Genomic DNA, 13,861 nt, shown 5'->3' with positions numbered 1-13,861 from the left:
GATTTTTACTCGATGCGAGGATAGCAGATGAATATCATGCAACTCCTGCTGTTTGGCGGGGGCGTCATGGCCCTTTTGGTGATCGGCTATATGCTGGTCGCCGGGCCGTCGGCTGCGAAGGCCGGCAACCGCCGTCTGCAAGCGGTCCGGTTCCGGCATTCCGACAGCGCCGATACCAAGATGGAATCGCAGCTGAAGAAGGCCATCGCATCGCGTAAACCGAAAACCTTCAAGGTTGCGGGTTCCGGTTCACGCGGCGAAGCGCTTGCAATCCGGCTCGACCGGACCGGCAAGGGCTGGACCGTAACGCAATATCTCTACACTTCGCTCGGCCTGTCTGCGGCTATCGCGGTTCTGATCTACCTTCGCAGCGGTGCAGCGTTCTTGGCGCTGGGTATTGGGGCGGTGATCGGGTTCGGCTTGCCGCACATGATGGTCGGGTTTTTCGTAAAACGGCGCACCACCAAGTTCACGGTGAAGTTTCCGGATGCTATCGAACTGCTTGTGCGCGGTCTACGCTCCGGCTTGCCGGTGACCGAGACGCTGGCAGTCGTCGCGACCGAGCTTCCCGGCCCTGTAGGCGAGGAATTCAAAGGCATCGTGGAGCGAATCAAGATCGGCCGCACGATGGAAGAATCGCTGCAGGAAACCGCAGATCGGCTCGACATTCCGGAATTCAGCTTCTTTTGCATCACTCTTGCCATTCAGCGCGAAACCGGCGGTAACCTCGCTGAAACGCTCAGCAACCTCGCCGATGTTTTACGTAAACGCAGCCAGATGAAGCTGAAGATCAAGGCGATGAGCTCGGAATCGAAGGCTTCCGCCTATATCGTGGGTGCCCTCCCCTTCATTGTGTTTTTCATGATCTGGTGGATCAACCCCAATTACATCGGCGGCTTCTTCGAAGACGACCGCCTGATCGCAACCGGCCTCGGCGGCCTTGTATGGATGTCCATCGGGGCCTTCATCATGGCCAAGATGGTCAGCTTCGAAATTTAAGCCGGAAGGGATAATCATGCTTGATACCGCACCCGGCCCCACTCTGCTTGGCGTCGATGTCATATTCGTTGGGACCATTCTGGCCGGCATCGCCGCACTCGGAGTGGTCATGGCAATCTATGCCGCCGTGACGATCAGGGATCCCATGGCCAAGCGCGTCAAGGCGCTGGGCGAACGACGCGAAGAACTTAAAGCCGGGATAGTCAGCAAGGGCGCCCGCAAACGGGCAAGCCTGGTCCGCCGCACCGATTCCACCGACAAGGTGCGCGACACCCTGTCGAACATGAAGGTGCTCCAGCAAAGCCAGATCGACACCATTGCGCAAAAGCTGGCCTGGGCCGGCTACCGCAACAATCGCGAACTGGCTCCAATCGTTATCGGGCTACGCCTGATCGCGCCAATCGTGATGGGTCTGATCGTCTTCTCGGTGGTCTACCTTCTCGATTTCTTCCCTGAATGGGGGAGTGTGAAGCGGATGGGCGCACTGACGGTAGCGGTCGGACTTGGTTACAAGGGCCCCGAGATCTTCCTGAAGAACAAGTCCAGCAAACGCGTAGACTTGGTTCGCAAGGGTTTGCCCGACGCACTCGACCTGCTGGTCATCTGTGCCGAGGCCGGCCTGACGGTCGATGCTGCGTTCAACCGCGTGGCGAAGGAATTGGGCCGCGCCTATCCCGAACTGGGTGACGAATTTGCCCTGACCGCGATCGAGCTGTCTTTCCTTACCGAACGCAAAATGGCGTTTGCCAATCTGGCCTACCGCGTGAACCTGGACTCTGTGCAGGGTGTGGTCACGACCATGATCCAGACCGAACGCTACGGTACTCCGCTGGCATCAGCCTTGCGCGTGCTGTCGGCTGAATTCCGGAATGAACGCATGATGCGCGCCGAGGAAAAGGCTGCACGCCTTCCAGCCATCATGACCGTACCGCTAATCATGTTCATCCTGCCGGTGCTGTTCATCGTTATTCTGGGCCCTGCGGCCTGTTCGATCAGCGATGCGTTCGCAACCAATCCGGGTGGCGGCTGACCGCGCTCTAGATCATAATACAAAACACCATTTTGGTGGGCATCGGAATATCCGGTGTCCGCCAATTGCGTTCATCTACCAAATATATTCGCGGTCAGTCCTGGCTGCCCGCCAGTTCGCCTGCCCGTTTTCGCAGCCGTTGCATCATCGCGGAAAACTGCGCCCGCTCCGCTTCGTCGAAGCCTTCGAACAAGCGCGCTTCCATCGCCAGTGCCAGCGGCATGATCCGCGCATGGATGGCAGAACCTTCGTCCGTCAGCGCCAGATGGTGACTACGTCCGTCACGCGAATTCGGCGTCCTGACCGCCAGACCGCGTTCTTCCAGCGACCGGCAAGCGCGGTTCACCGCCACCTTGTCCATCAGCGTCATGGCAGCCAGCTCACGCTGCGTCTGCGCGCCGGCGTCGCCAAGCACCGCCATCACGCGCCATTCGGATACTTTCAACCCGAATTGCCCGCGATAAGAATCCGCAATCCGGCCGCTGATCGCGTTGGACGTGATCGAGAGCTGGTAGGGCAAAAAGTCGGGAAGCCGCGTGGTCATGGCCGCAGGTTACAAACGAAACCGCTTGTCTTTGCAAGGGTATAGGCCGCGCTCCAGCCCCGGTTCAACCGCCCGTCACCCGCCCGTAACCCGTTTTGCAATGGCATCCAGCCGCGCCATCACTTGCGGATTGCGAGCCTCGGGAGCGGTAATGATGGCGGTGTCGAGGATGGTGTCGGTCGGGCTGGGGTCGCGTTGCGGCGGTAGCGATTGAGCCAACTGTGCGAGCGCGGCGCGCGCGATATCGCCGTTGCGCGCCATGACTTCCAGTATCTGGGCGATGTCCACGTCCTGCGCTGCGCCGTCTTCGCCGACCCGCCAGCAATCGTAATCGGTAATCATGCCAAGCAGCGCGTATGGCAGTTCCGCCTCCCGCACCAATCGCGCTTCGGGCATGGCGGTCATGCCGATCACGTCACCGCCCCATGCGCGGTACATGTGGCTTTCGGCGCGGGTGGAGAATTGCGGTCCTTCGATGGCTACATAGGTTCCGCCGCGATGCACGGTGGCACCTGCGGCCTCCGCTGCGTTCGCGGCCATGACCGACAGTTGCGGGCAGACCGGATCGGCCAGCGGTACGTGGGCAACGCAGCCCGCCCCGAAAAAGCTGCGCTCGCGTCCGGTCGTACTATCCATGGTGCGATCGATAATCTGGTCCACCGCCATGAAATCGCCCGGCGCGTATTCTTCTTGCAAGCTGCCGATAGCGCTGATCGCCAGCACGTCGGTCACCCCGCAACGTTTCAACACATCGACATTGGCACGGTAGTTGATGGCCGATGGCGGAAGCGTGTGCCCCGCCCCGTGACGGGCAAGAAAGGTGAAGCGCACCGGACCGTCCGTGCCCGTTAGCGTACCGGTCGTAATGGGACCGGAAGGCGAACCGAAGGACGATTGCACATCGATCTGCTGCGCGTCATCCAGCGGGGCCGTCTCGTACAGGCCGGAACCGCCGATGACGCCGATGTGCCAGGCACCGGGGGGTGTTGCCATCGTCATTTGTATTCCGGCTCCTGCCACCAGGGGTAAAAATCGGGCATATCGTCTACAACAGTGTCCGTAAATTCGGGGGCACGCTTTTCAAGAAAGCTGGCGATGCCCTCCTTCGCGTCGTCACTGCGAGACAGGCGATAGATCGAACGGCTGTCCATCCGGTGCGCCATCATCGGATGTTCGGTCGCGGATAGCCGCCACAGCATCGCACGGGTCATGGCGATGGAAACGGCGGAGGTATTTTCCGCGATCTCGCTGGCCAGTTCGTGTGCCGCCACCAGCAGCTCGCTTTGCGGATGGATGGAGCGGACAAGACCGTGCTTCAACGCTTCGTCCGCACCGAAAATCCGGCCTGTCATGGTCCATTCCAGGGCTGTTTGCATCCCCACTAGTCGCGGCAGAAACCAGCTGGAGGCTGCCTCCGGCACGATGCCGCGTTTCGCAAACACAAAACCGAACCGCGCATTTTCGGATGCCAGCCGCATATCCATCGGCAGTTGCATCGTCGCGCCAACGCCGACTGCCACACCATTGCAGGCCGAAATCAACGGCTTTTTCGAATTGAACAGACGTAGCGTCAGCCGCCCGCCGCCATCGCGCACGATATCATCGGACAGATCGTCCACTTCCCGGGCACTGGCGAAGGGCCGGTCGCCGCTTTCAGGCGTAAGGTCGGCACCAGCGCAAAACGCCCGCTCGCCGGAGCCGGTGAAGATAACCGCGCGCACATCGTCATCCTTGTCCGTGCGGTCGATAGCATCGCAGATCTCGGCCATCATATGGCGGGTATAGGCGTTCAGCTTCTCCGGCCGGTCGAGAGTGATGGTCGCAATCCGGTCGGTAATGTCGAAGGCGATCTGCGAATATCCGGTCATCGATAGGGTTCCTGTCCGGGGGTATGATCGTGTTATAAGGTAACGCTGGTTATATATGCACGCACAAGGGTTAGCCCGCCGTTTCGCCGCAGGACTGGGTTGTTCACAACTAGTTCCGCTCCCCCATTAAATATGGAGAGCGGAACCTGTTGCGGAAGCGAGCACTTTAACGGGGGGCCATGCGGATGGAACCGTCGAGACGCACGTCCTCGCCATTGAAATAGCCGTTTTCAATCATGGCGCAGGCAAGATGTGCGTATTCTTCAGGATGGCCAAGCCGTTTGGGGAACGGCACGCTGGCTGCCAGCGCTTCCTTCACCTGCGGCGGCGCCGCGTTCATCAGCGGGGTGTTGAAAATGCCCGGCAGGATGGTGTTCACCCGAATTCCTTCGCGCATCAGGTCGCGCGCGATGGGCAGGGTCATGCCGATGACGCCGCCTTTGGACGCGGAGTAGGCCGCCTGTCCGATCTGGCCATCTTCGCCCGCAACGCTGGCGGTGTTCACGATAGCACCGCGGTCACCGTCATCGGACAGCGGATCGGCGCTCATCATGCCGGCGGCGGATTTGGCGATGCAGCGGAAGGTGCCGACGAGGTTGATCTGGATCAGCCAGTTGAACGCATCGAGCGGGAAGTGCTTGATCTCGCCTGTCTGCTTATCGCGGCTAGCGGTCTTGATCGCGCTGCCGGTACCGGCGCAATTGACCAGTATCCGTTCCTGCCCATGGGCTTCGCGTGCCTTGGCAAAGCCGGCATCGACGCTCTCGTCGGTCGTCACGTTCACTTCGCAGAAAATGCCGCCAATATCCTTGGCGACGGCCTGGCCCTTCTCCTCCTGCAAGTCGAAAATAGCGACTTTAGCCCCCTTGGCCGCCAGAGCGCGCGCGGTTGCTTCGCCAAGTCCGGATGCGCCACCGGTGACGACCGCGGGTGTGTTTGCGTTGATTTCCATCATTAAAATCCTTGTAACAGAGAAAACCGCTCGTCCTGAGCTGGTCGAAGGACCGTACTTAACTTTGGCGTAAGGTCAGAAGAAAAGTGCGATTCTTCGATAAGCTTAGGCTGAGCGGAAACTAGAAAAGTTGATCTGTCTCTTAAAGTGCCTCGACAATCGTTACATTCGCCACGCCGCCGCCTTCGCACATAGTTTGCAGGCCGTATCTTCCGCCGCGTGCCTTCAAGCCTTGTAGCAGGGTCGCCATCAGCTTGGTTCCCGATGCGCCGAGCGGGTGGCCCAGCGCAATCGCGCCGCCATTGACGTTCAACTTATCGGGATCGGCACCGGTGTGCTTCAGCCATGCCAGCGGCACTGGCGCAAAGGCCTCGTTCACTTCGTACAGGTCGATCTCATCCATTGTCATGCCCGCACGTTTCAGCGCCTTGTCGGTCGCGAACAGCGGTTCTTCCAGCATGATGACCGGATCACCCGCCGTCACGGTAAGATTGTGAATGCGCGCCATCGGTGTGAGGTTATGGTCCTTCAGAAACTGCTCCGACACTACCATGACCGCGCTCGACCCGTCGCAAATCTGGCTGGCACTAGCGGCCGTAATGCGCCCCTCCTCGCTCAGTTTCTTGACGGATGCGATGCTATCGAGCGTTGCGTCGAACCGGATGCCCTCGTCCACCGTGTGCATCTCCTCGCCCTCGGGGGTTTCGATGGCGACGGGGACAATTTCAGCGTCGAACGCGCCGGACTTCGTGGCCGCGATGGCTTTTTCATGACTGGAGAGCGAGAACCGGTCGAGATCGTCCTTCGACAGATCGTGCTTCTGCGCGATCATCTCGGCGCCCATGAATTGCGACCACATGATGCCGGGATATTTTTCTTCCAAACCGGGCGATTTGTAGCCGCCCAGCCCTTCCTTCATGTGCAGCGTGGCGGTGGAACCCATCGGTACGCGGCTCATGCTCTCGATCCCTGCGGCGATGACAGCATCCTGTGTGCCGCTCATCACGGCCTGCGCGGCAAACTGGATGGCCTGCTGGCTCGATCCGCACTGGCGGTCGATAGTGACAGCCGGTGTCGATTCGAGCAGATGCTTGCTAGCGAGCACGGCATTGCGCCCAACCTGCATGGCCTGTTCGCCCGCCTGGCTGACGCAGCCCATGATCACATCGTCGATACCCTGGGGGTCGACCCCGCTGCGCTCCATCACCGCATCGAGCGATCTGGCCGCCAGATCGACCGGGTGGACGCCAGCCAACCGGCCACCGCGCCGCCCGCCTGCGGTCCTGACTGCTTCGACGATATAGGCTTCGGCCACGCTGCTCTCCTGTCTTTTCCAACCAGTTTCGATTGGCCACTTGTCGCATGGCGTATCGCCGCGTCAAGGAAAACGCCGCCGGACTTGCCGCTGCACGCTTGTTTCGCGCGGCGAAGTCTTACAGAACCTGTGCGATGGCAAAAACCCTGTTCGAACTGAACCCTGCCCTCGATCGCGAGGAACTAGCGGCGCGTTTCGCAAGCCGGCGCCGGATTCAGATCCGGGACGTGTTGACCAACGAATCCGCGCGCGAGATACGCGATGTACTGGCGCGCGGCACCGCCTGGGGCATGGCGACCGCGCCGGGCGATGGAGCGAATTCGGGTAATGCAGGCGGCGAAGTCGGTGGCCCGGCGCAAGTCCCGCCCGCGGAGTTAAACACGCAAGCGGGGCAGCAGCGCCTTGCCCGGCTGACACAGGCTGCCGGCAAAGCGGCTGCGCGTGGGGATTATGCCTTCTGCTATGCGCAGTATTCGCTGGTTCAGGGCTATCTCGAGAAATGGAACGAGGGCGGCGCGCACGATCTGCTGATCGAATATCTGAATACGCCGAAATTTCTCGGGCTGGTGCGCGAAGTCACCGGCATGGACGACCTGATCAAGGCCGACGGGCAGGCCACGCTTTACGCGCCGCAGCACTTCCTGGGGTTGCATACCGACAGCCATGTGGCGGAAGGGTGGAAGGTTGCCTATGTCCTCAATCTGACGGTGGACGACTGGAAGCCCGACTGGGGCGGCTATCTCAATTTCTTCGACCAGGATGGCAATATCGAATGCGCGTTTCGGCCCCGCTTCAACAGCCTCAATATGTTCGCCGTCCCGCAGGCGCATTCGGTTGGCTTCGTGCCGCCGTTCGCTCCGCTTGGCCGCTATGCCATCACCGGATGGGTCCGCAACGTCTGATGGCCGACGCGCCTGCGACTATCCGCCAGCGTGCGCTGGATGCGGAAGCAGCGGGCGATGTTGCGACCGCCCGAAGATTGTTGGCACAATTGTGTGCGGCGTATCCCAACAATGCTGGTCTCGCCAACACGGCTGGCAATGTGGAAATGCGTGCGCGCGAGTTTGCCGCGGCGCGGGACTGGTTCCTGCAGGCGGTCGAGGCCGAACCGGATGCACTGGAATACGTGCTCAATCTCGCCATCGCGTTATCGCATTTGCGCCAGTTCGATGCCGGGCTACGGTTGCTGGAACCCCTTGCAGGGACGGCGCAAAGCTCCGCCCGCTATTGCGCGGTGCGCGGCGCTTTGCATTACGAATTGCGCGAATTGTATGCGGCATCTCGCTGGTTCGATGCGGCGCTGGCGACCGAGCCCACTCATGCAAAGGCGCTGGCTGGCAGGGCCCGTGTGGCGCTGGAACGGGCGGAAAGCGATGCGGTTGCGCGTTTCGACACCGCCCTCGCCCGTAATCCCGCCGATCCCGATGGCTGGCTCGGCAAGGCGCAAGCGCTGGAGGCTGTAGGCGATGCCGAGGCAGCCCGGCAATTGGCCGAGGAAATCGTCCGGCAAGGACCAAATTGGCTGCCCGGCCTGACCTATTTGACACAGCTCAATCTGGCTTCGGGAATGGAGGACTTTACCGCGCCTTTTGCGAGCGCGGTGCAGCAGGCTGATGCCGGCGTGGATATATGGGTGGAATGGATCGCCCATCTCGACCGTGCAGACCGCCATCTGGAAGCGCTTGAGGCCGCGAAAGCAGGCCTCGCAAAACATCCCGATGCGCCCGCCTTGTTGCTCGCCAAGTCGGCACAGGCCAGCGCGGCGGGACGAATGGACGAGGCCGATGCGGCGTTCGCTGCGCTCGACGATGAATCCGTCGCTGCCGTCTTCGCCAAAGCGCGCCACCTGATGCGGCGCGGTGAGTTTATCGAGGCTGAGGTATTGCTAGCCAGCGCAATCGCGATGAAGCCCGGCATGGTGGGCGCGTGGGCGGCGCGCGATCTGTGCTGGCGGATGCTGGATGACGAACGCGCGCAATGGTTGCACGGGCAGGACGGGTTGGTGCAACTTCTGCCGCTGGAAGGCGATGCCGATGTGGTGCACCGCGCCATCCCGGTACTCCACCAGCTCCATGACGTATCCTGCTTCCCGCTTGGCCAGTCGCTGCGTGGGGGAACCCAGACGCGTGGCATCCTGTTCGACCGGACGGAGCCTGAATTGCGCGCCCTGCATGATGCGCTGATGGCGACCCTGGAAACCTATCGCACCAATCTGCCGCCCCGGGATGATACCCATCCACTGCTGAGCCAACGAAACCTGCCATGGAGCATCGCCGGTTCTTGGTCCATCCGCCTGACGGGCGGTGGCGATTATCATACTGCACACATTCACCCCGAGGGTTTGCTCTCCTCCGCACTCTACTGCGAACTGCCGCCCGCCATACAACAGCAAGCAGGTGCGGCGAGCGATAGTGAATTGCAGGGCGCTTTGGAACTGGGCCGCGCGCCGCCTGATTTGCGGATGGAGCTTGAACCGTTGCGCGTCATCCGTCCGCGCGCAGGCTATCTGGCGTTGTTTCCCAGCACGCTCTACCACAGTACCGGCCCATTCGACGCCGGGACCCGCCTGACAACCGCATTCGATGTAAGAGGGGCTTCCGCCCGATGATCGCCCGATGACTACCCCGCAGGACGCCGCTTCGTGGAACGATTTCTGGGCCGACGATGCCGCCAGGGAGTCCGGCGGCTGTCTGCCTGACGGCTATCGCTCGATCGATGCTGCGCAGCGGGAATGCTGGACTGCATTCGCCAAAGAGCTGCCGCCTAAGTTTACTGCGCTTGATCTGGCGACAGGAGACGGGCGGGTGATGGCTCACTTCCAGGCCGTCCGCCCGAAAGCCAAGCTGTTGGGCATCGACCGCGCGCCGGTGCTACCCAAAGCCCCGCGTGGAACCAAATCGCGCGGCGGAATTGCGATGGAGCAGTTGCCCTATGCCGACGCGCATTTCGATGTCGTGACTAGCCAGTTCGGTTTTGAATATGGCGATACCGCGAAGGTCTCCTCGGAAATTGCGCGGGTAACCAGACCCGGCGCAATCATCGGACTGATGCTGCATCGCGGCGACGGACCGATCCTTGCCCATAACCGCGAGCGGGCAAGTGGCCTCGCCTGGGTTCTGGACGAACGCAATTTGCTAGAGATTGCGCGGCGCAGCTTGAAGGCACGCGCTATGGGGCTGCACGCTGTGCCTGATGCCGTCCAAGCGGCACCTGCTGAGGGAGCGCGTTTGTTTGGAGATCGTTCGGCGGCTTGGGAACTGGCCGAGGCAGTCCGCCAGACGCTGGGGTTGGGACTACGCGATCATCCCGGCAACGTTGCGCGCTTGCTTAATACGCTGGAGGACAAGGCGCGCAACGAGCTTGGCCGTATCGGATCGCTCGTATCGGCTTGCGCACGGGCGGACGATCATGCGGGTTTGGCGGATGGCTGGCGCATTGCCGGTCTGAACTTGGTGGGGGGTGATGAGCTGGCCGATGGTCTTTATCCGGCGGCCTTTGCGACCTTTTATCGGCTGGAGCGTAGCGACAGTTGAGGATACCGGCGCAAGCCTAATTCCTCACCGCTGTCCTAGCCGCTCCGTTCCGAACTCAGCCAGCGCAAACGCTTGGCGAAGCGCCGCGCTCCATGCTGCTACGCAAATCGGATACCTGAACCCGAAAAGCGGTACGCACAGAACGTTTCGCGGCATCCGTGCCCTGGCCATCATGAAGCGAACCAGCCCACTGCTGCCCCACCTTGGACCGCGTGCCCCCTTGCCTGCGCGAAGAAGCAGTACAGCGCCATAGCGAAAGGCACACAGCCTTCTCGCTACATCACCTGAATAGGCACTAGCCCACACCATTTGGTCGAACCGCCTCGACGAGAGCCTGAGACGGACCATGCCAGCGTCCGAAACGCGCACGAAAAAGGGCGGCGGACCGAAGTCCGCCGCCCCAATTTGATCGTCGATCTTAGCTTAGAACTTGAAGCCGACCGAAACGAAGAACCGGCGACCCAGCACGTCGTAAGTGCTCGGGTAGGTGTTAGCCTGTTCCTGGTTATCACCAAGCAGCGAACCGCTGATATCGTTGCTGACTTCGCCTGCCGCATTGAATTCCGGTGTATCCGGAAGCGTATCGAACAGGTTCGTTACGCCGACATTGAAGTTGAACTGCTCCGTGAGGTCGACCGCCAAGGTGAGGTCGATCAGGTCATAGGAGTCCAGCTCTTCGGTACCGTTGAAGTCGGTGAACAGAACGCCATCATCATCGTCGTTGACGCTGCTCAGGTGACGCCAGCGAACCGAAGTCGTCACCGGACCATCAATGAACGATGCACGGCTGGTCCATTTGTACTCAGGTGTAGGCTCGCCACAGGTAGCACCGAACTTGCCAGCACACTCGTTCAGAACGTCGCCGCCCTGGATCGGTGCGAAGTTCGAACGCTCAGTCCACGTACCCAGGAACGAGAGATTCAAGCCCTGCTCGCCCGTGTCGCTGAACAGCGAGAACGGAACCGTAGTGGTGTAGGACGCTTCGAGATCGATACCAGCCACTTCGAGGCTAGCGATGTTCGCATTGCCGACAAAAGGAGGGTTGGCAGTCACGATATCGCCGGTCGCGCTACGTGTTCCGCGGAAGGGAGCACAGATCGGATCGTTGATGTCCTGAACCTGGTTGAAGCAGAGATCCAGTGCGTTGTTCAAACCGCCAGCGAAGGTAGCAATTGCATCTTCGATTTCGATATTGAAGTAATCGGCTGTCAAGGTGAAGCCTGGCAGGAATGTCGGCCGGAGAACGACACCAGCGGTGAAGCTGTCCGACGTTTCTTCCTGAAGGTCCGGGTTGCCACCGAAGAGTGCAGGAATCTGGGCGTTCTGCTGGATAGTCCCACTACCGACCGAACCAGCTGGAACACCAGATGCGACACAAGTACGAGCAAGGCCCGCCGCATCGACACCGGCACCCGGAGCATTGTTACAAGGGTCGGTTGCACCGGGGAAACCGATGGCACGGCCGCCGAACAGTTCACCCACGTTCGGGGCACGAACAGCGCGCTGATACTGCGCACGGAACGTGATATCGCGGATTGGCGAGAACTGAATACCACCAGCGTAGGTGCCAACACCGCCAACTGCGTCAAGCGAATAGTCCGAATAACGACCGGCGGCCGTCAGTTCCAGACGCAGACCGCTATCGGTGTCGAACACCGGTACGATCAGCTCGCCGAACACTTCCTTCACGTCGTAGCTGCCTTCGGTAGCATCGCCAGCGTTGAAGCCGATTACGTCGCCGGATGACAGCGCAGTATCAGGAAGGAACTGCGAACCGACCTTGCGGTACTCTGCACCGATCGCAAAACCGATGGGTCCGCCGCCGAAGCCAAGCTCGCCGACCGAGCCGGACAGGGCGCCACTGGCAACCTGCAGGGTTGAAACATCGCCGTTCTGAGCCTGGATCGAAATAGCGTCGATCTGTTCTGGCGTCAGGGTGTTCGGGCCGAAGATATTGATCGGCGTACCTGTGCCATCAAGGCCAGCCTGGAAGGCCGAGCGCGAGATGTTGCCCTGCTGAATATTGGCGTTGCGTGTACGAGCGTAAGAGTAATACGCATCGTAGTTCAACCAGTCGGTAATGTCGCCGCGGACGCCGCCGAGAACGCGGAATGCGTTACGCTCGTCGAGCGAATTACGGGCGCCGGTCTCGACCGTACGACGCTGGACAAATGTGGAAACCACGCCCAGTTCTGCCGCGGGAAGAGGTGCAAGGCCGTTAGCTACACGCTCTGCACTTGCAGCCGCTTCGTTGGCATCGATCTGGTTCAGTTCAGCGATCGCCGCAGGCGAGAGGAACTGCGAAACAGTAGCGATGTCGAGGTTGAACGTGCCTGTAACGGGCGTTGCTGCCAATTCGTTGGCAACGCGGTTATTGACGTAGCTGACTTCCGTAAAGAACTCATGGCCATCCGCGAACTCGTAATCGGCGTAACCACCGAGCAGATAGCGCTCTTGCGGAACCTGCAGATAGTTGACGGGTGCATAGTTGTACGTGTCACCGGCACGGGCACGCGGCGAACCAGCATTATCGAACACGGCATCATCGAAGATAAGGCCGTTTGCAATCGGAAGACGTGGCGTTTCGCGCACACCATTCACGACATCGCCAAAGTCACCATCGCCATTAAGATCGGTGCCAACATCGCTAGCAACGAAATTTGCGAAGTTGATACGACCCTGTGGCAGCGTCGAAGAACCGAACTGCTGCAGAGGCGCGCCGAAGGTTTCACCACCAACTGCGAAGTTGGAGAACGCGCGATCGCCCTGGAAAACGGCGCTGCGGTTGAAGTACTCACCGTAAACAGTGGCGTTACCGCGACCATCGGCGAATGCGGAACCAAGGGCACCGTGGATTTCGTAAGCACCGCCATCACCGCGTTCGGTGATCGAGTACTGACCGCCGAGTTCCGCGCCTTCGACTTCACGCAGGCGGAAGTTGACGACACCGGCAAGAGCGTCGGAACCGTAAACGGCGGAAGCACCACCCGTCACAACGTCGACCGAATCAATCAGGAACGACGGAATGGTGTTGAGATCGACAACCTGCGAGGTGTCGAAGCTGACCCAGCGACGGCCGTTGACCAGCACCAGCGTACGGGCAGTGCCCAGACCGCGAAGGTTCAGCGTGGAGACGCCGCCACCTGGGTTGTTGGAGAAGGACGTCGTGCCGGGGATGACCTGCGGCAGCGTGTTGATCACGTTTTCGACGTTGACCGTACCGGACAGCTGGAACTCTTCGTCCTGCACGACGGCAATTGGTGCTGCAGTCGCGGTGTTCTGCTTGATGCGCGAACCGGTGATGACGATGGGATCGCCGATAACCTGGTCAGGAGCGGCCTGCATGGACACTTCCTGATCGGTCATGTCATCGGTGTTGGACGTCTGTGCAAAGGCCGGGGTTGCAATCATGGCGCCGGCCATGATGGTCCCGGTAAGCAGAGAAGCCTTGGTAAAACGGTTGGACATTCCAATCCCCTTGAGAATTTAAGCACCACTGCGGCGCCGTCAGAAAAAATCGGTCGGACTTCGATCCGAATTGGCGAGCTTTATGCGTCCGCCCCGCCCCTTGCAATCGCTCAACAATACCGATTGGCAGAACAGGAATGCTGTGTGTCATT

The 13,861-nt window shown here is 60.5% G+C and carries 11 protein-coding genes; 5 read left to right on the top strand and 6 right to left on the bottom strand.

Going from position 1 to position 13,861, the window contains the following annotated elements:
• Nucleotides 1-27: 27 nt before the first annotated feature.
• Nucleotides 28-999 carry a type II secretion system F family protein gene (locus HME9302_RS02345; RefSeq protein WP_115365676.1) on the top strand — a complete coding sequence of 324 codons (972 nt, stop codon included), beginning with the start codon at nucleotides 28-30 and terminating at the stop codon, nucleotides 997-999.
• A 16-nt stretch (nucleotides 1,000-1,015) separates the two neighbouring features.
• Complete coding sequence (locus tag HME9302_RS02340) at nucleotides 1,016-2,029, top strand: type II secretion system F family protein (protein ID WP_115365675.1); 1,014 nt, start codon at nucleotides 1,016-1,018, stop codon at nucleotides 2,027-2,029.
• A 94-nt stretch (nucleotides 2,030-2,123) separates the two neighbouring features.
• Here HME9302_RS02340 and HME9302_RS02335 read toward each other — a convergent pair whose 3' ends face one another.
• From HME9302_RS02335 to HME9302_RS02315, 5 genes are all read right to left on the bottom strand, one after another.
• On the bottom strand, nucleotides 2,124-2,573 hold the full coding sequence (locus tag HME9302_RS02335) for a MarR family winged helix-turn-helix transcriptional regulator (protein WP_115365674.1): 450 nt from the start codon (nucleotides 2,571-2,573) through the stop codon (nucleotides 2,124-2,126).
• Nucleotides 2,574-2,648: 75 nt separating this feature from the next.
• Nucleotides 2,649-3,566, bottom strand: a complete 918-nt coding sequence (locus HME9302_RS02330; protein ID WP_115367411.1) for a phosphorylase family protein — start codon at nucleotides 3,564-3,566, stop codon at nucleotides 2,649-2,651.
• Between the two features lie 2 nt (nucleotides 3,567-3,568).
• Nucleotides 3,569-4,441, bottom strand: coding sequence for a crotonase/enoyl-CoA hydratase family protein (locus HME9302_RS02325; RefSeq protein WP_115365673.1), 873 nt, complete (start codon nucleotides 4,439-4,441; stop codon nucleotides 3,569-3,571).
• A gap of 166 nt (nucleotides 4,442-4,607) precedes the next feature.
• Nucleotides 4,608-5,393: an SDR family NAD(P)-dependent oxidoreductase gene (locus HME9302_RS02320; protein ID WP_115367410.1), complete on the bottom strand. Its 786-nt coding sequence runs from the start codon at nucleotides 5,391-5,393 to the stop codon at nucleotides 4,608-4,610.
• 142 nt (nucleotides 5,394-5,535) lie between these two features.
• Entirely contained in the window at nucleotides 5,536-6,708 is a 1,173-nt protein-coding gene (locus HME9302_RS02315; RefSeq protein ID WP_115365672.1) for an acetyl-CoA C-acetyltransferase, read from the bottom strand.
• Between the two features lie 134 nt (nucleotides 6,709-6,842).
• Here HME9302_RS02315 and HME9302_RS02310 point away from each other — a divergent pair, with 134 nt between their 5' ends.
• Genes HME9302_RS02310 through HME9302_RS02300 form a run of 3 tightly spaced genes read left to right on the top strand, consistent with a single transcriptional unit; the run spans nucleotide 6,843 to nucleotide 10,241 of the window.
• Nucleotides 6,843-7,610, top strand: a complete 768-nt coding sequence (locus HME9302_RS02310) for a 2OG-Fe(II) oxygenase (RefSeq protein WP_115367409.1) — start codon at nucleotides 6,843-6,845, stop codon at nucleotides 7,608-7,610.
• Entirely contained in the window at nucleotides 7,610-9,316 is a 1,707-nt protein-coding gene (locus HME9302_RS02305; RefSeq protein ID WP_181815656.1) for a 2OG-Fe(II) oxygenase family protein, read from the top strand. Before HME9302_RS02310 ends, HME9302_RS02305 begins: the two co-directional genes overlap by 1 nt.
• Nucleotides 9,317-9,323: 7 nt before the next feature.
• Complete coding sequence (locus HME9302_RS02300; protein ID WP_115365670.1) at nucleotides 9,324-10,241, top strand: class I SAM-dependent methyltransferase; 918 nt, start codon at nucleotides 9,324-9,326, stop codon at nucleotides 10,239-10,241.
• Between the two features lie 423 nt (nucleotides 10,242-10,664).
• Here the strand turns inward: HME9302_RS02300 and HME9302_RS02295 are convergent, their stop codons facing one another.
• Nucleotides 10,665-13,709 (bottom strand): TonB-dependent receptor domain-containing protein, encoded by a 3,045-nt coding sequence (locus HME9302_RS02295; RefSeq protein ID WP_115365669.1) that lies wholly within the window; start codon nucleotides 13,707-13,709, stop codon nucleotides 10,665-10,667.
• Between the last annotated feature and the right edge of the window lie 152 nt (nucleotides 13,710-13,861).

Source organism: Alteripontixanthobacter maritimus, assembly GCF_003340475.1.
Taxonomy (GTDB): Bacteria; Pseudomonadota; Alphaproteobacteria; order Sphingomonadales; family Sphingomonadaceae; genus Alteripontixanthobacter; species Alteripontixanthobacter maritimus.
The sequence above is the reverse complement of the archived record's forward strand: the minus strand, read 5'-3'. Positions and strand labels throughout refer to the sequence as shown.